Source organism: Mesorhizobium xinjiangense, from assembly GCF_009749525.1.
Taxonomy (GTDB): domain Bacteria; phylum Pseudomonadota; class Alphaproteobacteria; order Rhizobiales; family Rhizobiaceae; genus Mangrovimarina; species Mangrovimarina xinjiangensis.
This window is the reverse complement of sequence record NZ_WOAC01000001.1, coordinates 426480-447155: the sequence shown is the minus strand read 5'-3', so window position 1 is coordinate 447155 and position 20676 is coordinate 426480. Positions and strand designations below refer to the sequence as shown.

The following is a 20676-nucleotide window of genomic DNA, read 5'->3' as shown; positions in this document are numbered from 1 at the left end:
CGGCCGCGGCGCCGGCGCCTCCACACGGGCCGCCTCGCGGCCGGCCGCCGCGGGCGCCTGGCGCACCACGCGCGGCATCGGGGCGTCGAAATCGTCCTCGGGGTCATATTCGACCGACGGACTGTCGAGCACGCCGCCGAATCCATCCTCCTCGAAATCAGGCTCGATGCGCGGCGCGTCCTTGAGCACGGGCGGACGCGGCGCGTCATAATCGGAATCGTAGGTGTCGAACTCGTCGAGAATGTCGCGTTCTGGCGGCCGCCGCTTCAACCGCTGGCCGAACATGCGCCGCACGAAGGCGCGCAGCGAAAGCCACCAATGGGTGATCGCGCCGAGCACCAGGGAGCCGCCGCCTTCGTCTTCGTCGTCTTCCTCGTCATCGAATTCTTCGGCCGTCGCCCGGCGTGCGGCGGGCATGACGACCTCTTCTTCCTCGTCATATTCATGGCGCTCGAAGCCAATGACGGCGGAAGCGAAAAGCATCATCCAGACGGCCGGAACGGCCAGGATCACGGCGGTGATCATGGCGAGCACGCCGCCGGGATATCCGCCGGTGAAAAAGCCCGGTACTTTCAGCACGAGATCGCCGAACACGCCGCCAAGGCCCGTCGGCAGCGGCCAGGTGGATGGTATGTCGAAGCAGCCGGCAATCGCCGCGCTCAAAAGCGCTGCACCGAACCAGGCAAGGCCGCGCCGCGGCAAGCGGTCGAGGCCGCGCGCGCCGGCCAGACGCAGGCCCCAGGCGAAAGCGGGGATGAGAGCGGCGACCGATGCCAGGCCGAAGAACTGCATGGCCAGATCGGCGAACACGGCACCGGGATAGCCCATGGCATTGGTGACCACATTCGACGTCGCATGGCTGAAGCTCGGATCGGCGACGTTCCAGCTGGCCAGGCCGGCGACGGCGAATGCGCACAGGCACAGCAGTCCGATCCCGACCAACCGCGTCAGCTGCCGGAGCAGGAAGATCTGGATGCCGTGTCCGATGGCGGATACGGCGAATGCCTGGGAACTGCCTGGGCGCATTACTCACCCCCTGTTACGCGCGTCGTGGCGTCCGGACCGAAGGCCGGGCGGATTCGTCGTCCCAACAGTATCGAGGCGACGGTTAATGCGGCATTAACCATGGCGCGATTGCACCACCGAAAAACGAAAATGGCCCGCCGAAGCGGGCCATGACCGTCCGGGGCCGGAGGCCACCGGATAAGTGCACCGTGCAGCCTACCGCACGGTCGACGCCGTGAACTCCGGATAGGCTTCGACGCCGATTTCCGCCAGGTCGAGGCCAGTCATCTCCTCTTCCTCGGAAACGCGCATGCCCATCGTCGCCTTGAGGATCGCCCACACGACGAGGGCCGCCACGAAGGTGAAGACGCCATAGGCGATGATGCCGACGAGCTGCACGCCGAAGCTGGTGCCAGGATTGGTGATCGGCACCGCGATCGTGCCCCAGATACCGGCCAGCAGGTGAACCGGAATGGCGCCGACGACGTCGTCGATCTTGAACTTGTCGAGCAGCGGCACCGTCAGCACCACGATCACGCCGCCGATGGCGCCGATGACGATGGCGGCAAACGGTCCGGGCGTCAGCGGCTCGGCCGTGATGGAGACCAGGCCGGCCAGCGCGCCGTTGAGCACGAAGGTGATGTCGACCCGCTTGTAGAGAATCTGGGCCAGGATGAGCGCCGCCACGACGCCGCCGGCCGCCGCCAGGTTGGTGTTGGCGAAGATGCGGCTGATGTCGGCTGCATCGCCAATCGTGCCCATGGCGAGCTGCGAGGCGCCGTTGAAGCCGAACCAGCCGAGCCACAGGATGAATGTGCCGAGCGTTGCGAGCGGCATGCTGGAGCCCGGGAGGGCGTTGACCACGCCGCCGGGGCCGTATTTGCCCTTGCGCGCGCCGAGCAACAGGGCGCCGGCAAGCGCCGCCCAGCCGCCCACCGAATGGACCAGCGTCGAGCCGGCGAAGTCGGAAAAGCCCATCTGCGAGAGCCAGCCGCCGCCCCACTGCCACGATCCGGCGATCGGATAGATGAAGCCGGTCAGCACGACGACGAAGATCAGGAACGGCCACAGCTTGATGCGCTCGGCCAGCGAGCCCGAGACGATCGAGGCGGCGGTGGCGACGAAGACCATCTGGAAGAACCAGTCGGAGGCCGTCGAATAGCCCGTCTCCAGAAGAGCCGCCGTATCGGCTCCCTCGAGACCGACGGGATCGAACGCATAGGGCCACAACGTGCCGAAATAGCCGTTCACGTCGACATACATCAGGCTGTAGCCGACGAGCCAGTACATCAGCCCGGCGATCGAATAGAGCGCGATGTTCTTCAAGAGCTGCATCGACACGTTCTTCGAGCGCACCAGCCCGGCCTCGAGCATGGCGAAGCCCGCCGCCATCCACATGACGAGGAAGCCGCCCAAGAGGAAAAGCAAAGTGTTGAAAATGAAGGCCGTGTCGGCGGCCTTGGCGAATTCGGGCGCGGCCTCGGCGGCCGCCTCCTGGGCGAATGCCCCGAGCGTTCCAAACGCGGTCAGTCCGACCGCGCCGAGCAGCGCCGGCCGCGCCGCCCTCAACAGGCTTGCAGAAATAGTCATCGTCCTCTCCTTGAAATCGATATGGCGTTCAAAGCGCATCGACGTCGGTCTCGCCGGTGCGGATGCGCACGGCCTGCTCGATCCCGAAGACGAAGATCTTGCCGTCCCCGATCTGCCCCGTCTTTGCAGTGCCGCTGATGGCGTCGACGGCCTTGTCGACCATGTCGGGCGCCACTGCGACCTCGATCTTGACCTTTGGCAGGAAGCTCACCGCATATTCGGCGCCGCGGTAGATCTCCGTGTGTCCCTTCTGCCGTCCGTAGCCCTTGACCTCGGTGACGGTCAGGCCCTGGATGCCGACGGCGGTGAGCGCTTCGCGCACCTCGTCGAGCTTGAACGGCTTGATGATTGCCATCACGATTTTCATAAGGTTTCACCCTTTGCTGTGCGGTTCCCCCGCGTTACGTGACACCGCCGGCGGGGCCGCACCCAGCCGGAGAATGCCAAGGGTGATTCAAGCTCCGTGCCAGATTCTGCGCAGGGTCGCCAAATCGTTGATAATGCATGACTTCGGCGCACGGAGAGCCGGTCCACCGTGTCAAATTATGAGCACAATGGCCTAAGGCCGAATCAATTTGGGCAGATTGCCTATTTTTTGGGCAGAGAACGGATCCGGATGAGGCCTTCCTGAGCCACGGACGCGACCAGCGTCCCGTCGCGCGCATAGATGGCGCCACGCGAAAGCCCGCGCGCGCCCTGCGAGGAGGGGCTGTCCTGGGTGTAGAGCAGCCAGTCGTCGAGCCTGTTGGGCCGATGGAACCACATCGCGTGGTCGAGGCTCGCCACCTGCAGGTCCGGGTCGAAGACGGCCCGTCCATGGGCGAAGGTCGAAGTGTCGAGCAGCGTCATGTCGGACATGTAGGCCAGGACCGCGGCCTGCAGGCGCCGGTCGTCGGGCACCGCGCCGGTCGCCCTGATCCAGATGTTCTGGTGCGGCGGCAGCTTGTCGCGGCTCGTATAGTGCTCCAGATTGACCGGCTTGATCTCCAGGGGCCGCTCGCGGGCCCAGAACTTGCGGATATGATCGGGAACATGCTCGGTCGCATCGAGCAGTTCGCGCTGCGACTTCAGCGTCTCGGGCTGCGGCACGTCGAGCGGTATCGGCATCTGGTGGGCCAGGCCGCCCTCATCCACCTGGAACGAGGCCTCGAGCGAGAAGATCGCCTGGCCATGCTGGATGGCGACCACGCGCCGGGTGGTGAAGGAGCCGCCGTCGCGGATGCGGTCGACCTCGTAGATGATCGGCACCTTGGTGTCGCCCGGGCGCATGAAATAGCCGTGCAGGGAATGCACCTGCCTTTCAGGCGCGACGGTGCGCTGGGCCGCGACCAGGGCCTGGGCTATGGTCTGTCCGCCGAACACCCTTTGCCAGTTGACCTGTGGGCTGCGACCACGAAACAGATTGTGTTCGAGCTGCTCGAGGTCGAGAATGGACAGGAGTTCCTGCATGGCGGACGACATCGGTGCCGGGCTCCAGATGAGGTGGAAACAAATGAGCCTGGCGGTTCGAGCAGGAAGCCCCCGCCAAGTCAAGCGGCAAGCCCGGGCGGCCGCGCAGCCGACGGTAAGGAGGATATGCGCATGAGCAAGCGACTGGACGGAGCCGCACTCGACATTCTCGTGGCCGGGGCCGGCTATGCCGGCCTGGCGGCGGCCGTATCGATCAAGCAGGCGCGTCCCGATCTCACCATCGCCGTCGTCGATGCCGCCCCGTCTCGCACCTGGGAAAAGGATGGACGCGCATCCGCCGTCGCCGCCGCCGCATGCCGCATGCTCGCCCGGCTCGACTGCTGGGACGAGATCGTCCCGCACGCCCAGGCGATCACCGAGATGATCGTCACCGATTCGCGTACCGCCGATCCCGTGCGGCCGGTTTTCCTGACCTTTGACGGCGATGTCGCTGCCGGCGAACCCTTCGCGCATATGGTGCCCAACAAGGCGCTGAACGGAGCGCTGCGGCGGCGCGCCGGCGAGCTCGGCGTCGACGTCATCGACGGGGTCGGCGTTGATCATTTCGAGATCGAGCCGGCCGCCGCGACGATCGGCTTGGCCGACGGCGTGACCTTCCGCGCGCGCCTTCTGGTGGCCGCCGACGGCGTGAAGTCGCGCCTGCGCTCCATGGCCGGCATCAAGACCCTGGAGTGGGAATACGGCCAGTCGGGCATCGTGTGCACCGTGGCCCATGAGCGGCCGCATGAGGGACGCGCGGAAGAGCATTTCCTGCCGTCCGGCCCCTTCGCCATCCTGCCGCTGACCGGAAACCGCTCCTCCATCGTGTGGACCGAGCGCACCGCGGAAGCCGAGCGCCTCGTGGCCGAGGACGACATCGTCTTCGAGCACGAATTGGAGCTGCGCTTCGGCCACAAGCTCGGCGCGCTTCATGTCGAGGGACCGCGGCGCGCCTGGCCGCTCGGGCTGACGCTGGCGCGCGATTTCGTCAAGCCGCGCTTCGCGCTGGCCGGCGACGCGGCGCATGGCATCCACCCGATCGCCGGCCAGGGGCTCAATCTCGGCTTCAAGGACGTCGCCGCGCTGGCGCAGGTCCTGGTGGAGGCCGACCGGCTGGGCGAGGACATCGGCGCCCTGGACGTGCTCGAGCGCTACGCGCGCTGGCGCCGTTTCGACACGCTGCAGATGGGAATCACGACGGACGTGCTGAACCGTATGTTCTCCAACGATTTCGCGCCGCTGCGCACGGTCCGCGACATCGGGCTCGGCCTCGTCGACCGCATGCCGCGCATGAAGGATTTCTTCATCCGCCAGGCCGCGGGGCTTGCCGGCCCGACACCGCGGCTGCTGCGCGGCGAGGCGATCTGATGGCGACCGCGGCCGGAAACTCTCGGTAGGGTCGTCGGGCGGTCACAAAAATGCGCCATTCAGGGGCGGCAATGGGGCATTGCCGCCTGCTGCCGAACACCACGAGAGGAGATACCGATGAACCGCACCGCAACCGCAATCTGGAAAGGCGCGCTCAAGGACGGAACGGGTACGCTTGAAGCACAAAGCGGCGCCCTGTCGGGCCAGCCCTATTCGTTCAAGACCCGCTTCGAGGACGAGAGCGGCAAGTCCGGCACCAATCCGGAGGAACTCATCGCCGCTGCCCATGCCGGCTGCTACGCCATGCAGTTCTCGCATTTCCTGGCCGAGAACGGCACGCCGGCCGACAAGATCGAGGCAAAGGCCGTCGTCACGCTCGTTCCCGGCACCGGGATCACGGGCAGCGCCTTGAGCGTCGTCGGCACCGTGCCGGGCATCGACGAGGCCAGGTTCAAGCGACTGGCCGAAAAGGCGAAGGCCGAGTGCCCGGTCTCCAAGGCGCTCGGCGCCATCGACATATCGCTCGATGCCCGGCTGGCCTGATTGCCGGCTTGCAGCCCCGGGTGGCGCAATCGCACGATTGTGACCGCAAATCACCTCCGCGCGCAACGGACGGTCGTGCGGAGGCACTACTTCGCCACCAAAGAACACCTAAATACGTCTAGGATTCCCTATCGGTTCAAACCGGGAGGACACAATGCTGCATGCCACCGAGCCGCGCAAACTGAAGGTGCCGGCAGGCAAGTCGACGCTTGTTCTCGACGACATCACCGAGGTCGCGTCCAAGCTGCAGGATTTCGACCAGCACGAACAGGTCTGGCTCGGCCGTGACGCCGAACGCGGCCTGACGGCCATTGCCGCCATCCACAACACCGCGCTCGGCCCGGGTCTCGGCGGCACGCGCGTGTGGCCACACGAAAGCTTCGAGGCCGCGCTCACCGACGCGCTCCGGCTTTCGCGCGGCATGACCTACAAGTCGGCCGTTGCCGGCATGCCCTTCGGCGGCGCCAAGGCCGTCATCGTCGCCGATGCGAAAACCGACAAGACGCCAGAACTGTTGAGTGCCTATGCCGACATGCTGGCCGCGCTGGAAGGCCAGTTCTACACCGGCGAGGATGTCGGGCTCACCGTGGCCGACGCCGATTTCCTGCGCGAGAGAACCCCGAACGTCACCGGCACGACCAAGGGCGGCAGCGGCAACCCGTCGCCGGTCACCGCTCATGGCGTCTTTCTCGGCATCAAGGCGGCGCTCAAGCAGCAGCGCGGCCCCGGCGATCTCGTAGGGGTGCGGATTGCCGTCCAGGGGCTGGGCTCGGTCGGCTGGGCGCTGTGCGAAGAACTGCATGGCGAGGGCGCGAAGCTCATCGTTGCGGACATCGATGCGCAGCGCGTCGAGCGCGCCGCCAGCGAATTCGGCGCGACACCGGTCGCCACCGACGCCATCATTGCGGCCGAGGCCGATGTCTTTGCGCCCTGCGCGCTGGGCGGCGTCGTGTCGGAGGCGACGATCCCGACGCTCAAGGCGGCGATCGTCGCCGGGGCGGCGAACAATCCGCTCGCCCGGCACGAGGATGCAAGGCGGCTGATGGAGCGCGGCATCCTCTATGCACCGGATTACGTCATCAATGCCGGCGGGTTGATCAATGTGGCGGCGGAGCTTGCGCCGGGCGGCTATGACCGTGCCGCGACCATGACCAAGGTGGCCGCGATCCCGGTCACGCTCTCGGCAATTTTCGAGCGCGCCCAGGCACAGGGCAGGCCGACCAACGATGTTGCGGCGGAAATCGCCATGGAACGCATCGAGAAAGCCAAGGCGCGGCCGGCCTGAGCCTGCTCCGGAAGGCGGCAACCGGCCTGCGTGAGGAACTGCGGAAAAAGGTGTTGGATCGGCGAACTCATTCCGCAATGCGGCGAGCCGATCCGGGCATGCACCTGCAGGCCTATTTCACAAGCCCACTGAAGGCCATCTCGCCCCAGACCTCCTTCACCCGCTGATCGCGGCCGCAACCCTCGCGGTAGCCATTGTAGGCGTCCGCTTTCGTGACAAAGCCGAAGCGCGTCAGGATGTGCTCGTCGCTTCGATAATAGTTCTGGTGATAATCTTCCGCCGGCCAGAAGGTGACCGGCCCTAGAACAGGCGTCACCACCTTGCCGCCAAGCACGGCATTGGCCTCCTGCTTTGCCTTCTCGGCCGCCGCCTTCTGCTCCGCGTCCAGCGCGTAGATGGCGGTCGAGTAGCTCTTGCCCCGGTCGCAGAACTGGCCGTTCGGGTCAGTGGGATCGACCGTGCGCAAGAGGATATCGGCAAGCTGCTTGTAGCTCACTTTCGTATCGTCGAAATCGATCTTCACCACCTCGCGGTGGCCGCCGGAGGAATAATTGCGGTAGGTGGGATTTTGCGTCTCGCCGCCGGCATAGCCCGAAACCGTGTCGAGCACGCCGGGCACCTTGTCGAAATCGGCCTCCACGCACCAGAAGCAGCCGCCGGCGAATATGGCCGTCTTTTCCTCTGCGGCTGCGGGATGCGGTAGAGTGAGCGCCGTCGCGAGTGCAAGAGCAGCCAGAACGGCATAAGGACGAGTCATGGGGCGGGCCTCCGTTTCAGACGATTCCTATCGCCACGGGCCGCCTTCGCAAACTCACTCCGCTACACGCTTGCGTGAGCGGCCAACACCGACGCCCTCAGACGCGCCGCTCCACCATCATCTTCTTGATCTCGGCGATCGCCTTGGCCGGGTTGAGCCCCTTCGGACAGGCCTGGGTGCAGTTCATGATGGTGTGGCAGCGATAGAGCCGGAACGGGTCTTCCAGATCGTCGAGCCGCTCGCCCGTCGCCTCGTCTCTGCTGTCGATCAGCCAGCGATAGGCCTGCAGCAGCACGGCCGGGCCGAGATAGCGATCGCCGTTCCACCAGTAGGACGGGCACGACGTCGAGCAGCAGGCGCACAGGATGCACTCGTAGAGCCCGTCGAGCTTGGTGCGGTCCTCGTGGCTCTGCAGCCATTCCTTGGCCGGTTCGGGCGACACCGTCTTCAGCCACGGCTCGATCGAGCGGTGCTGGGCGTAGAAATTGGTCAGATCCGGCACCAGGTCCTTGACCACAGGCATGTGCGGCAGCGGATAGACCTTGACCACGCCGTCGACCTCGTCCACGCCCTTGGTGCAGGCGAGCGTATTGGTGCCGTCGATGTTCATGGCGCAGGAGCCGCAGATGCCCTCGCGGCAGGAGCGGCGCAGCGTCAGGGTCGGATCGACATTGTTCTTGATCCACAACAGCGCGTCGAGAATCATCGGCCCGCAATCGTCCATGTCGACGAAGTAGGTGTCGACGCGCGGGTTCTCGTCGTCGTCCGGCGACCAGCGGTAGATGCGGTATTCGCGCAGGTTGGTCGCGCCTTCCGGCTTCGGCCAGGTCTTGCCCTGCTTGATCTGCGAATTCTTGGGGAGCGTGAGTTGGACCATTGTCTCTTATCCGTTCGCCGCCTGCTCGATTGCCGGCCCTAGATCGTTGTTTTCCTCGATCCTCAGCATTCGCATATCGCGTACCGATGGGCGGAACCAAGGGAAGCGTCTTGTAAGATCTTGCACGGCAAGCACACAGCTCACAGCGTTGACCGTCTCATCACCGAAATGGACGCTCCCCTGCTGCCAGTCGAAGCCGTGGTTGCGCAATGCATTCCGGATATCGGCATAGGCGTTCCGCCACGAAGCGTTGCCGTAACTCTGCTCCAGTGTCTGAGTGTCCAGATCAAAGGTGATCGCGTACATCCTGCCCCCACGCGCGCTATTGTGTCCGATCATGTTCATGGCGAAATCCCTTTCCCCACGACGGTATCACAGCCAACAACCGTTCAGTATACCCGCGCCTTGGGCGCGATCTTTGCCGGGTCGATGCCGCCTTCGGAGATCGGCAGCATGGTTTCGGTGTGCACCGGGCGGTAGTCGAGCTTCACCTTGCCCTTCTCGTCGACCCGCGAAAGCGTGTGGACACGCCAGTTCTTGTCGTCGCGCTCGGAAAAGTCCTCGCGTGCGTGCGCCCCGCGACTTTCCTTGCGCGCTTCGGCGCCGTAGACGGTGGTGATCGCACAGGCCATCAGGTTTTCCAGCTCCAGCGTCTCCACGAGGTCGGAATTCCAGATCATCGAACGGTCGTGGACCTTGAGGTCGGACAGTTCGCCCCACAGCTCGGAGATGCGCTGGCAACCCTTTTCCAGCGATTCCTGCGTGCGGAAGACGGCGGCGTCCTCCTGCATGGCGCGCTGCATTTTCTCGCGCAGCTTCGCCGTCGGCGTGCCGCCGTCGGCATGGCGGATGCGGTCGAAACGGTCCATGATCTTCTCGACCGCCTTCTCGTCGATCGAAGGAATTTCCGATTCACGATCGACAACCTTGCCGGCCTTGATCGCAGCCGCACGGCCAAAGACGACGAGGTCGATCAGCGAGTTGGAACCGAGCCGGTTGGCGCCGTGCACGGACGCGCAGCCCGCCTCGCCGACGGCCATCAGGCCGGGCGCCACGCGGTCGGGGTCCTTCTTCGTCGGGTTCAGCACCTCGCCCCAGTAGTTGGTCGGGATGCCGCCCATATTGTAATGCACCGTCGGCAGGACCGGGATCGGCTCCCTGGTCACGTCGACGCCGGCGAAGATGCGCGCCGATTCGGAGATGCCGGGCAGGCGCTCGGCCAGAACGGCCGGGTCGAGATGATCGAGATGCAGGAAGATGTGGTCCTTGTTCTTGCCCACGCCGCGGCCTTCGCGGATCTCCATCGTCATGCAGCGCGAGACGACGTCACGGCTTGCAAGGTCCTTGGCCGAGGGCGCATAGCGCTCCATGAAGCGTTCGCCCTCGGAATTGACCAGATAACCGCCCTCGCCGCGCGCGCCCTCGGTGATCAGGCAGCCCGCGCCGTAGATGCCCGTCGGGTGGAACTGCACGAACTCCATGTCCTGAAGCGGCAGCCCGGCGCGCGCGATCATGCCGTTGCCGTCGCCGGTGCAGGTGTGCGCCGAGGTGGCGGAGAAATAGGCCCGGCCGTAGCCGCCGGTCGCCAGCACCACCATCTTGGCGGCGAAGCGATGGATCGTGCCGTCGTCGAGGTTCCAGGCGACGACGCCGGTGCACACGCCGTCCTGCGACATGATCAGGTCGAGGGCGAAATATTCGATGAAGAACTGCGCGTTGTGCTTCAGTGACTGGCCGTAGAGCGTGTGCAGGATCGCATGACCGGTACGGTCGGCCGCCGCGCAGGTGCGCTGCACCGGCGGACCGTCGCCGAAATTCTGCATGTGGCCGCCGAAGGGCCGCTGGTAGATCTTGCCTTCCTCGGTGCGCGAGAAGGGCACGCCGTAATGCTCGAGCTCATAGACGGCGGCCGGCGCCTCGCGCGCCAGGTATTCCATCGCGTCGGTGTCGCCGAGCCAGTCCGACCCCTTGACGGTGTCGTACATGTGCCACTGCCAGCTGTCCGGGCCCATGTTCTTGAGCGAGGCGGCAATACCGCCCTGGGCGGCAACGGTGTGAGAACGGGTCGGGAAGACCTTGGTGATGCAGGCCGTCTTCAGGCCCTGCTCGGCCATGCCGAGGGTGGCGCGCAATCCTGCGCCGCCCGCGCCGACGACGACCACGTCGAACTTGTGGTCGATGAACTCATACGCCTTGCCCGACGGCTGGGTATTGGTGCTTGCCTTGGCCATGGACTGGGTCAGCCTCCGAACGCAATTCTGAGAAGAGCAATCACCGAGGCGAGCCCGACGGCGATCGTGAAGAATGTGCTGAGCACGAGCAGGATGATTTTAACGCCCTCGGCATGCACATAGTCCTCGATGACGACCTGCATGCCGAGCCGCATATGGACGAGGCCGGACACGATCATCAGCATGAGCATCAGATTGACGAAGGGGTTGGCGATCGCCGCCCGCGTCGCTTCGTAATCGGCGCCGTTGATCGCGATCAGGAAACCGATGAAGAACAGGATCAGCGGGATGTTGGCTGCCGCCGTCAAACGCTGGTGCCAGAAATGATCGGTTCCTTCCTTGGCCGAACCGAGGCCGCGCACCTTGCCGAGCGGCGTACGGAAATCAGTCATCGTCAGGCCCCCCTTGCCATGTAGCCGGCGATCCAGATCAGCACCGTGAGCGTAACGGACGCGGCCACGGTCGCCCAGGCCATTTTCGTCGCAGTATGCTTGTCGAGCCCAGTACCGGTGTCCCAGACCAGATGGCGTATGCCACCGATCATGTGGTGGAGGAGCGCCCAGGTGTAGCCGAACAGCACGAGCTGGCCGAACCATGAGCCGTAGATCGCGCTGACGAAGTCGAAATAGGGCTCGGACGAAGCGGCCGCGATCAGCCACCAGGCAACGAGCAGCGTACCGAAATAAAGCGCGCTTCCGGTGATGCGGTGGACGATCGACATGACCATCGTCGGGATCAGGCGATAGACTTGAAGATGCGGCGAAAGCGGTCGTGCGCGGGTGGCTGTGGTCTTGCTCATGGCTCCCCCAGGACGAAAGGCGCGCGATGCGACGCTGCAATTGCCGATCGCGACCCAGGATGCGGCGCTTTCTAATGCGCTTTTTGCACCGCGTCAAAGCCGGAAAAGCGTTTCGGCGCCTTCCCTTATGGGCCAGTTGCGGCCAGCGGCGACTTCAATCGTTTAGATCAGCCCGCCGCGCGACCGTCAGCGTTCGCAACTCGCTGGCGTTTCGCCGGCCTTCATCCACAGTGCCTGGGTTTCGTCGAGCACCAGCGCATAAAGCTCAGCGCCATACCGGTGGCGCGATTCGGTCGGCGAGGCCGGCAGCTCGATCTTCTCTTCGCCGCCATCGTCGACGACGACGCTCGTGCCACGGTTCTCCACGGTCAGGCTGGTGCCGTCACTGCAATGATAGGCTGCAAGCCGCGGCTGCGACGATACGCTGCCTTCTTCCATCTGTGCGGACTGGGGGACACACCCCGCCGGCAGCAAGAGCGCAAGGAGCGCCAGGACACTACGCAACACACTACCTCTCGATTCGCCCCTGCGCGCCAAGAATCGATCAATGCCGGCAAAAGATCAACCGGTCACCGTCGCTGCCGCATCGCTCGATCAGCGGTCGAAACGGATGATGTAGCTGGTCCAGTCGGCCGGTGCGGCAATTTGCTCATAGAGCTTGCGGCCGTCTTCGGGCTGTCGCGGCGCATTGAGGAGCAGCTTGGTCCAGCCGCGCTCTTCCGCCTGATCGGCAAGCACGTCGACCATGGCCTTGGCGATGCCCTTGTTGCGGTGGTCGTGATGCACGTAGATGTGGTCGCACACGCCGCAGCGCATGCCGGAGACGGGCTCGGGCATGTCGGTGAAGATGGCGAAGCCGACAAGTTCGCCGTCCATGCGCGCGCCCAGCACCTCCGCCGTGCGATCCTGCAACACCGATTCGGCGTAATACTGGTCGGGCCGGCGCGGCGCGCCGCGTTTCAGGGCCTGTGCGTAGGCCGCCAGCAGCGGCGCGAAATCGAGCGCGTCCTTCAGTCGAAGCTGGCTGATATCGATCGAATGCTGTTTGCTCATGCGTCCTCCAATGAGCGCATTAACCATAACTGTCAATTGGTGCGCCCGAATGGGGCGGATGCAGGGTGACAAAGGTTAACAAATTACTAAAGTGTTCGGTCAGGAGGCTGCGACCCGTCAACAGGAAAGGACGCACCATGCGCTGCCAAACCCGACCCTTCGAGCAACTGCGCCGGCTGGGCGCGCTTGCCTTCATCGCCGCATCGCTCGGTCTCGCCGCTCCGGCTTCGGCCGGCAGCCTGTTTCAGGACGAAGTCCACGCCGACAGTTTCGGCAACCTGGTGATCTACAGCCCGGCCGGCTACAAGCGCATCGTCGTCGGCAAGGGCCATCTGGCCGCCGAGATGCAGCAATATGGCGACGCCGGAGAAGAATTCGACGACGGCGACGTCCGGCCACTGCGCGGTCCTTACGTCGAATATGCATCGTGCCGCCGGGCCGGCGTTCTCCTGCACGGCCGCAGCTTCATGTACGGCCTGCCCAGCAACGTCGTGCCGGTGCTGCAGCACCCGTGCCATTGAAAGGCGATCGAAAGGCGCGGGCAAGGGCGCGAAATGGCGCTGCGGCCCTGATTTGGTCACCTTTCCCACGCCTTCTTGAAGCGCCTCGATCAGCCTCCTGAACCGGATGGAACCGGAATGCGCACGAGCCAGGCCGCCACCGCACGAAGGTTGAAGCACCACGCCGCGTCGCCGGAAACGATGACCCGCAACGTGACGTCGCTGTCGCTCGCCGATCGCAAGAGGACGGACCCGTGACCCAATTGCAGGACAAGGGCGCGGCAAGCGCCGGCAATCGTCTGAAAAAGGCGTTGAAGCGCCATTTCCAGCCGCTCGACGAGGGTGAGCTGGTGCGCTGGACATTTCGCGGCCTGCTTCTCGGCGCCTTCGTCATCCTCGCCATCGATCTGGGCGAGATGGTGGAGGTGCGCGCCGCGTTCACCGGCGACAGCGCTCCCGCGGCGGCGCGAGATCCCATCCTGCCGCCGGCGCCCGGCAACGAGAGTTCGCGCGCCAACGCCCCGGCCGACCCACGCCATTACCTGACGACCAGCGATGATGCGCTGAGCATCCCGATGCGGTTCGAACTGCAGCAGGATGGCCGATTGCTGGCGGCGTCAGGCTCGATCGATGTCGGCGCTGGCGCCCGCTTCGCCACGGAACTTGCCGCGCGCGGCGACGATGTCGAGACCATCTCGCTGAACTCGCCCGGCGGCTCGCTCGACGACGCCATCGCCATGGCGCGCCTTATTCGGGAAAAAGGGTTGGCGACGGAAGTTGAAGCCGGCGCCCTGTGCGCGTCTTCCTGCCCCCTCGTGCTGGCCGGCGGCACGGCGCGCAACGTGTCCGACAAGGCGGCGGTCGGCGTCCACCAGTTCTATACCGTGGGAGAGGCAACCTACGAGCCGGCACAGGCCATGGCGCACGCCCAGGTGACCACGGCGCGCATTTCGCGCCACCTTGCCGCGATGGGCGTGGACGGTGCGCTGTGGCTGCACGCGCTCGAAACGCCGCCGAGCGCCCTTTACTATCTCTCCCCCGAGGAACTCAGCGCCTACCGGGTCGTCACCGACCCGCCCGAACTGGCGAGCCGGTAGGCAAGAAAAAAGAGCGCAGCATCGCGGCAGCGCCTATTTCCACGCGCGGATGTCGACGAACCGTCCGGCGATCGCCGCCGCCGCCGCCATGGCCGGCGAAACGAGATGGGTGCGGCCCTTGAAACCCTGCCGACCCTCGAAATTGCGGTTCGAGGTCGAGGCGCAGCGCTCGCCGGGCTTCAGACGGTCGTCGTTCATCGCCAGGCACATCGAGCAGCCGGGCTCGCGCCATTCGAAGCCGGCGGCGACGAAGATCTTGTCGAGACCCTCGGCCTCGGCCTGCGCCTTCACCAGGCCCGAGCCCGGTACGATCATGGCATCGACGCTCTCATGGACCTTGCGTCCCTCGACCACCTTGGCGACGGCGCGCAGGTCCTCGATGCGGCCATTGGTGCACGACCCGATGAAGACCCGGTCGAGCTCGATGTCGGTGATCTTCGTGCCCGGCGTCAGGCCCATATAGTCGAGCGCCCGCTGCTTGGAGGCGCGCTTGGTCTCGTCGGGGATGTCGGCCGGGTCCGGCACCACGCCCTCGACGGAGACGACATCCTCGGGCGAGGAGCCCCAGGAGACGATCGGCGGCAGATTGGCCGCGTCGAGCACGACCACCTTGTCGAAATGCGCGCCCTCGTCGCTCTTCAGCGTCCGCCAATAGTCGACGGCCCGTTCCCAGGCCTCGCCCGTGGGCGCGCGCGGCTTGTCCCTGACATAGGCGAATGTCGTCTCGTCGGGCGCAATCAGGCCGGCGCGCGCGCCTCCCTCGATCGACATGTTGCAGATCGTCATGCGGCCTTCCATGGAAAGCGCGCGGATCGCCTCGCCGGCATATTCGATGACGTGGCCGGTGCCGCCGGCCGTGCCGATCTCGCCGATGATGGCGAGGATGATGTCCTTCGCCGTCACGCCTTCGGGCAATTGCCCGTCGACGCGCACCAGCATGTTCTTCGCCTTCGACTGGATCAGCGTCTGGGTGGCCAGCACGTGCTCGACCTCGGAGGTGCCGATGCCGTGCGCCAGCGCGCCGAAGGCGCCATGCGTCGAGGTGTGGCTGTCGCCGCACACGATGGTCATGCCGGGCAGCGTGAAGCCCTGCTCGGGGCCGACGATATGGACGATGCCCTGGCGGCGGTCGACTTCGTTGTAATATTCGATGTCGAATTCGGACGCGTTTTTCGCCAGCGCCTCGACCTGGATGCGGCTTTCCTCATTGGCGATGCCGTGCGTGCGGTCGGTGGTCGGAACGTTGTGGTCGACCACGGCGAGCGTCTTCTTCGGCTGGCGCACGGCGCGGCCGGTCATGCGCAGTCCCTCGAAGGCCTGCGGGCTCGTCACCTCGTGCACGAGATGACGGTCGATATAGAGAAGGCACGTTCCGTCGTCCTGCCGGTCGACGACGTGCTCGTCGAAGATCTTGTCGTAAAGCGTACGCGGTGCGGTCATTGTCTTGCATCCATCGATGGTTGGAAAGCTGGATCAGACCGGCCAGCAAGGCCGGGAGCGGGGCCGCTCAGGAAAGTCGGCTCAACAGGGTACCGGACAGCCACGCAAAGAACCGCGACGGCAGGCGTTTCTTGTCCTGCAGCACGAAGCCTTTGTAAGCTGGATTTCCAAACAGCTTTTCCATGGCGAGGCTCATACCAGTCTTTTGGCAGGGCGGCAATCGGGCTGTCCGCTCGCAGGCAAAGCCGCCATGGCGCGACGGCTATTTCTTCGCGTCCTGTCGGTCGCGGCGTTGTGTCCGGCGGTCCTTACCCAGCAAGCGCCCCTCGACAACGCGCATCACGGTCAGCACGATCACCGCCAGCAGCGTCGCGATGACCGCCACCTGCCAGAAGCCGAGCCCGCAGGCGAGCCCGATGGAACCGGCGAGCCACATGCCGGCGCCGGTCGTCAGCCCGTGCACGTGCCCGCGGGCAAAGACGATCATGCCGGCCGCAAGGAAAGCCACGCCGGCCGTCACGGCCTCGATCAGGCGGATCGGGTCGATGCGGATTCCGTCGGTCTGGAAGGCGGAGAGATGCGCGATCTCTATGGTCAGGACGGCCGCCGTCGCCGCCGCGATGCAAACCAGAATATGGGTCCGCAAACCGGCCGGACGTGCCCGCCGTTCGCGCTCGTAACCGACCAGCGCGCCGAGCAGGGTGGCGAGAAGCAGCCGCCACGCAATGACCGGCAGCGGCAGCCAGGTCTCCTGCAGAAGATCGGCGATGAGTTCGTCCAATTGTGGCCTCCGCAAGCTGGTTCAAAACGCCGTACGGTGCGCCCGGGTTCCCCTCTGTGCCTGCGCGGAGCTGATTGAGGCAGATGGATCTCATCACCGCCAGTGGCGGCTGTTCCGCCTCTGGTCAGGGATTAAAGATTGCATTTGCATTTATCTACGCGCCGGGTAACCTCATTTTCATAAGGGGAACGGAAGCCTTCTATATCCGGATGCAGATATATCGAGGCTGATCGTCCGGCGAGTGCCGGCCGGCGCACCACGGGAGACCATGATGAACAGAGCCACAATAACGGCCGCCGCAGTTCTGCTGCTTGCCGCGCCCGGCGCGTTCGCCCAGGACGCGACAGACGTCATCGAGCGTTCAATGGAGCTTGTGCCCAGTCCGCCATGGCCGTCCGGCGACGAGGTCGGCATGGCAAACGGCCTCGGTACGGGAACCTGGATGCGCTGCGCGGCACACCTGGCCCTGCCGGGCGCCAAGGCCTACGAGTTGTCGCACGAGCGCTCGAATTCGATGCCGATGTCGCCCTTCGGCGCACCGCTCGAATATGCCTACCGTCCCACTATCGGCATTCCCGGCACGCTGCATGCCTTCAACGGGGAAGACGTCAAAAGCGGCGAGCCCGGCGCGCAAGGCACGCAGATGGACGCGCTGGGCCATTTTGCGGTGTTGCCCGAACCATGGGACGGGACGAGCGATTTTCCCGCCGACGGCGCCGAGTATTACAGCGGCTACACCCAGAAGGACGTGAAGCCGACGCCGGACTCGCCGCTGCTCAAGCTCGGCATCGAGAAGGTGCCGCCGATCGTCACCTCCGCCATTCTGCTCGACGCCAAGGCGCACAATGGCGGCACCGCGCTCGAAGCCGGCGATCGCGTGACGACGCAGGACATAGAAGAAATGCTCGAGGCGCAGGGGCTCGCCGAGCGCGGCATCCTGCCCGGCGACGTGGTGTATGTTTACACGGGCTGGAGCGAGAACTGGCAGGACCCCGCCGGCGATACGCCCTACTACACGATGGGGCCGGGGCTGGCCTTTGATGCGGCGCAATACCTGGCCGAAAAGGGCATCGTGCTCCTGGCACTCGACAACCCCTTCACCGATCCGGTGAACGAAGGCGCGCTGCAGGGCAAGGCCGGCCCGCCGGAGGGAACGCCCGAAGGGCTTCCCTTCGCCCTCCACCACTTCAATCTGGCCAAGGCCGGCATCCACCAGATCCAGAACGCCAAGCTCGACGAACTGGCCGCCGACAAGGTGTGGACGTCGTGCACCATGATCCTGCCGCTACGCTCGCGCGGCGCGTCGGGTTCGCCGGTGCGGCCTGTGTCGATCGGCGCGTCGCAAGGCTGACGAGACGAGCGGGCGCCGCGCCTTGCCGCGCCTGCATGCTCCTCGAGCGTGTCCCGCTCAAACGGTTACGTTTGAGCGAAAGGTACATGCTCCACAATAGTGATCTGGCGCGAATATCCTTGCTTCAAACGTTTCCGTTTGAAGCGAAGGCGCGCTGTCGGGAAGCTGGCTACAGCACCTCGAAGACGAAAACCTTCACGCCGATTTCCGGCTCGGCAATCGCGTAGGGCCGGAAGGTGGGCGTTTCTTCCACGAGCCGCCATTTGCCGGCGGCGGCCAGTGCGTCGAAGCGTTCGCGAAAGCCGTTGCGCTCGATGATCGAGTCGCGAATGGTGAACATGGCATGTCCGCCCCTGGCGGTGATGCGCACGAGATCGTCGAAGGCGGAAGCCGGCGCATGGCCCTCGGTAAACACGCCCGAGGCGAAGAAGGCGCGGAAATAATCGTCGGGCCAGGGCAGGCGCTCGCCTAACGCGGCCTTCTCGAGCCTCGTATAGGCCTTGCGTCCCCTGGCCACCTCTAGCATTTCCTCGGAAAGATCGAGGCCCTCGACATCGTCATAACCGAGCGCCTTGGCATAGGGGCCGGTCAGCCCGGTTCCGCAGCCCGCGTCGAGCAGCGGTCCCTCACCTGCCGGCACATAGCGCGCCAGCCAGCCGGTGATCACGAAGGGCAGGCAATAGCCGAGTTCGGCGGTTTCGCGATCGTAGCCCGCCGCCCAGGCGGCGTAGCCGGCGGCCAGTTCCTCTTCGTTCTTCGCGGCATAAACGAGATCGAGTGCTTTGTTGACAGTCATCGTTCTCCCTTCGGGGTGTTGTCGGACGGTCAGGCCCGCGCCTTGCGCATGCGACGCTCCAGGGCCCGCAAGGCGAGCGACAGGCCGACCGTCAGGATGAGATAGATGTAGGCCACCATAGAGTAGGTCTCGAAAAAACGAAACGACCCCGAGGCGTAGATCTTGCCCATCTGCGTAATGTCGGCGACGCCGAGCACGGAAACGAGCGAGGAATCCTTGGCCATGGCGACGAAATCATTGCCGAGCGGCGGCAGAATGGTGCGGATCGCCTGCGGAAAGACGATCAGCCGGAAACGCTGGAAGGGCGACAGGCCGAGCGCCTTGGCCGCCTCGATCTGTCCCGGATCGACCGACAGGATGCCGGCCCGGAAAACCTCGGCGATGAAGGCCGAGTAGCCGATCGTCAGCGCGATGACGGCGCGCCATAGAAGCGACACGTCGCGCACCAGCAGTTCGCCGATGAGACCGGCCGTCTGCAGCGGGACGGTCAGCCAGTTCCACAAGGCGACGAAGCCCGGAACGCCGGCAAAGGCAATCCAGAACAGGAGCACCAGCACCGGAACGCCGCGGACGATCTCGACATAAAACCGCGCCGCCTGGCGCAGCCAGAGCCTGTTCGACAGCGCCATCAGCGCCATGGCGAGCCCGAGCGCCGAGGCAAGCGCAAAGCCGACCAGCGTGACGAAGATGGTGATGCCGACCCCCTTGGCCACCACCGTGAACACTTCCGCATAGAGCTGGTTGACGGCGATGAAGACGGCAACGCCCGCGGCAATCGTCCCGGCGGCGACGAGCCACCAGGGAAAGTCCTTGTCGGTGGCGGAAGACGGCGGCTGCATCATCGGCCGCTAGATCGCGACGTCGTTTTGTTGAATCGCCATCACGATCGTCCTCGCCCCACCCTCACTGTCCGAGCTTGTAGTCGAGGAACCATTTCTTGTTCAAGGCGTCGAACGTGCCGTCGGCCTGCATGGACGCGATCGCCGCGTTGAACGGCGCAACCAGGTCCGAGCCCTTGGGGAAGATGAAACCGAAATCCTCCGAGCCGAGCGGCCCGCCGACCACCTTGAGCTTGCCGCCGGTGGATTCGACATAGCCATTGGCGGCGACACCGTCGGTCAGGACGAGATCGACATCGCCGGCCAGCAGCGCCTGAACCGTGGCGCCGAACGTCTCGAACAGCTTGATGCGCGGATTGGACTCGTCACCGTCGAGAATATCGTAGACCGAGACGTAAAACGGCGTCGTGCCCGGCTGCGCGGCAATCAGCAGACCATCCTGGGCGGCGAATTCCTTCTCGTCCGAAAAGCGGTCCTCGCCGGCGCGCACCAGCATGCGCATCTCCGAATGCATGTAAGGATCGGAGAAATCGACCTTTTCCTTGCGGTCCTCGCGGATTGTGATGCCGGTCATGCCGAGATCGTACTGGCCGTCGGAGACCGACTGGATCATCGCATCCCAGCTCGTATTCTGATAGGCAACCTCGAAATTGAGCCGCTCGGCCATCTCGGCCATTGCGTCATACTCCCAGCCGATCGCCTCGCCCGACTTGGGATCGACGAATTGCAGCGGCGGATAGGCATTTTCGGTGACAACCACGATGGTCCTGCCGCCGAGATCGGGAAGGTCCTGGGCGATCGCCGCCACGGGAACGAAAAGCCCCGCCAGCAACGCCAGCAACAATTTGGTCCTGTTCATTGTCCTCTCCTGCAATGCAAGGCTTAACCCGGCAAGACCGCCGTGCTCCGGCGGCG

The 20676-nt window shown here is 65.0% G+C and carries 23 protein-coding genes; 6 read left to right on the top strand and 17 right to left on the bottom strand.

The annotated features are described in order from the left end of the window. The 4 genes from GM909_RS02275 to tesB all read right to left on the bottom strand — a co-directional run. Positions 1-1026 (bottom strand): DNA translocase FtsK 4TM domain-containing protein (locus GM909_RS02275; RefSeq protein WP_198174083.1); only part of this gene is annotated, 1026 nt, incomplete at its 3' end. 195 nt (positions 1027-1221) lie between these two features. Beyond that, positions 1222-2595: an ammonium transporter gene (gene amt, locus GM909_RS02270; protein WP_157014555.1), complete on the bottom strand. Its 1374-nt coding sequence runs from the start codon at positions 2593-2595 to the stop codon at positions 1222-1224. A gap of 28 nt (positions 2596-2623) precedes the next feature. Beyond that, positions 2624-2962 carry a P-II family nitrogen regulator gene (locus GM909_RS02265; RefSeq protein ID WP_157014554.1) on the bottom strand — a complete coding sequence of 113 codons (339 nt, stop codon included), beginning with the start codon at positions 2960-2962 and terminating at the stop codon, positions 2624-2626. A 221-nt stretch (positions 2963-3183) separates the two neighbouring features. Next, positions 3184-4056 (bottom strand): acyl-CoA thioesterase II, encoded by an 873-nt coding sequence (tesB, locus tag GM909_RS02260; RefSeq protein ID WP_157014553.1) that lies wholly within the window; start codon positions 4054-4056, stop codon positions 3184-3186. A 120-nt stretch (positions 4057-4176) separates the two neighbouring features. Here tesB and GM909_RS02255 point away from each other — a divergent pair, with 120 nt between their 5' ends. From GM909_RS02255 to GM909_RS02245, 3 genes are all read left to right on the top strand, one after another. After that, the gene (locus GM909_RS02255) at positions 4177-5412 is read left to right on the top strand and encodes a ubiquinone biosynthesis hydroxylase (RefSeq protein ID WP_157014552.1); all 1236 of its coding nucleotides are present in this window, start codon (positions 4177-4179) and stop codon (positions 5410-5412) included. 117 nt (positions 5413-5529) lie between these two features. Next, a complete protein-coding gene (locus GM909_RS02250; RefSeq protein ID WP_157014551.1) occupies positions 5530-5955 on the top strand; it encodes an OsmC family protein in 426 nt (141 codons plus the stop codon). 154 nt (positions 5956-6109) lie between these two features. After that, entirely contained in the window at positions 6110-7240 is a 1131-nt protein-coding gene (locus GM909_RS02245) for a Leu/Phe/Val dehydrogenase (protein WP_157014550.1), read from the top strand. A gap of 112 nt (positions 7241-7352) precedes the next feature. Here GM909_RS02245 and msrA read toward each other — a convergent pair whose 3' ends face one another. From msrA to GM909_RS02205, 8 genes are all read right to left on the bottom strand, one after another. Next, on the bottom strand, positions 7353-7997 hold the full coding sequence (msrA, locus tag GM909_RS02240) for a peptide-methionine (S)-S-oxide reductase MsrA (protein WP_157014549.1): 645 nt from the start codon (positions 7995-7997) through the stop codon (positions 7353-7355). A 97-nt stretch (positions 7998-8094) separates the two neighbouring features. Further along, positions 8095-8874, bottom strand: a complete 780-nt coding sequence (locus GM909_RS02235; protein WP_157014548.1) for a succinate dehydrogenase iron-sulfur subunit — start codon at positions 8872-8874, stop codon at positions 8095-8097. Between the two features lie 6 nt (positions 8875-8880). Then, positions 8881-9219, bottom strand: coding sequence for a virulence factor (locus GM909_RS02230; RefSeq protein WP_235911570.1), 339 nt, complete (start codon positions 9217-9219; stop codon positions 8881-8883). 44 nt (positions 9220-9263) lie between these two features. After that, positions 9264-11105 carry a succinate dehydrogenase flavoprotein subunit gene (gene sdhA, locus GM909_RS02225; protein ID WP_157014547.1) on the bottom strand — a complete coding sequence of 614 codons (1842 nt, stop codon included), beginning with the start codon at positions 11103-11105 and terminating at the stop codon, positions 9264-9266. Between the two features lie 8 nt (positions 11106-11113). Next, complete coding sequence (gene sdhD / locus GM909_RS02220) at positions 11114-11497, bottom strand: succinate dehydrogenase, hydrophobic membrane anchor protein (RefSeq protein WP_157014546.1); 384 nt, start codon at positions 11495-11497, stop codon at positions 11114-11116. A gap of 2 nt (positions 11498-11499) precedes the next feature. After that, complete coding sequence (sdhC, locus tag GM909_RS02215; protein ID WP_157014545.1) at positions 11500-11904, bottom strand: succinate dehydrogenase, cytochrome b556 subunit; 405 nt, start codon at positions 11902-11904, stop codon at positions 11500-11502. Between the two features lie 186 nt (positions 11905-12090). Beyond that, positions 12091-12411 (bottom strand): hypothetical protein, encoded by a 321-nt coding sequence (locus tag GM909_RS02210; RefSeq protein ID WP_157014544.1) that lies wholly within the window; start codon positions 12409-12411, stop codon positions 12091-12093. An 87-nt stretch (positions 12412-12498) separates the two neighbouring features. Beyond that, positions 12499-12957 (bottom strand): GNAT family N-acetyltransferase, encoded by a 459-nt coding sequence (locus GM909_RS02205; protein ID WP_157014543.1) that lies wholly within the window; start codon positions 12955-12957, stop codon positions 12499-12501. Between the two features lie 137 nt (positions 12958-13094). Between GM909_RS02205 and GM909_RS02200 the strand changes: the two genes are divergently transcribed. Both GM909_RS02200 and GM909_RS02195 read left to right on the top strand, forming a co-directional pair. Continuing rightward, positions 13095-13478 (top strand): hypothetical protein, encoded by a 384-nt coding sequence (locus GM909_RS02200; protein WP_157014542.1) that lies wholly within the window; start codon positions 13095-13097, stop codon positions 13476-13478. A gap of 233 nt (positions 13479-13711) precedes the next feature. Next, positions 13712-14554 (top strand): COG3904 family protein, encoded by an 843-nt coding sequence (locus GM909_RS02195; RefSeq protein WP_235911568.1) that lies wholly within the window; start codon positions 13712-13714, stop codon positions 14552-14554. A 33-nt stretch (positions 14555-14587) separates the two neighbouring features. Here the strand turns inward: GM909_RS02195 and leuC are convergent, their stop codons facing one another. Together leuC and GM909_RS02180 are read right to left on the bottom strand one after the other, a co-directional pair. Continuing rightward, positions 14588-15994 carry a 3-isopropylmalate dehydratase large subunit gene (gene leuC, locus GM909_RS02190; RefSeq protein ID WP_157014541.1) on the bottom strand — a complete coding sequence of 469 codons (1407 nt, stop codon included), beginning with the start codon at positions 15992-15994 and terminating at the stop codon, positions 14588-14590. Between the two features lie 262 nt (positions 15995-16256). After that, a complete protein-coding gene (locus GM909_RS02180) occupies positions 16257-16775 on the bottom strand; it encodes an MgtC/SapB family protein (protein ID WP_157014539.1) in 519 nt (172 codons plus the stop codon). A 271-nt stretch (positions 16776-17046) separates the two neighbouring features. Between GM909_RS02180 and GM909_RS02175 the strand changes: the two genes are divergently transcribed. Further along, entirely contained in the window at positions 17047-18126 is a 1080-nt protein-coding gene (locus GM909_RS02175) for a cyclase family protein (protein WP_198174082.1), read from the top strand. 169 nt (positions 18127-18295) lie between these two features. Here the strand turns inward: GM909_RS02175 and GM909_RS02170 are convergent, their stop codons facing one another. The 3 genes from GM909_RS02170 to GM909_RS02160 form a co-directional block, all read right to left on the bottom strand. After that, entirely contained in the window at positions 18296-18922 is a 627-nt protein-coding gene (locus GM909_RS02170; protein ID WP_157014537.1) for a class I SAM-dependent DNA methyltransferase, read from the bottom strand. Positions 18923-18951: 29 nt separating this feature from the next. Beyond that, on the bottom strand, positions 18952-19764 hold the full coding sequence (locus tag GM909_RS02165; RefSeq protein WP_157014536.1) for an amino acid ABC transporter permease: 813 nt from the start codon (positions 19762-19764) through the stop codon (positions 18952-18954). Positions 19765-19825: 61 nt separating this feature from the next. Next, positions 19826-20620 (bottom strand): transporter substrate-binding domain-containing protein, encoded by a 795-nt coding sequence (locus GM909_RS02160; RefSeq protein WP_157014535.1) that lies wholly within the window; start codon positions 20618-20620, stop codon positions 19826-19828. Positions 20621-20676: the final 56 nt, after the last annotated feature.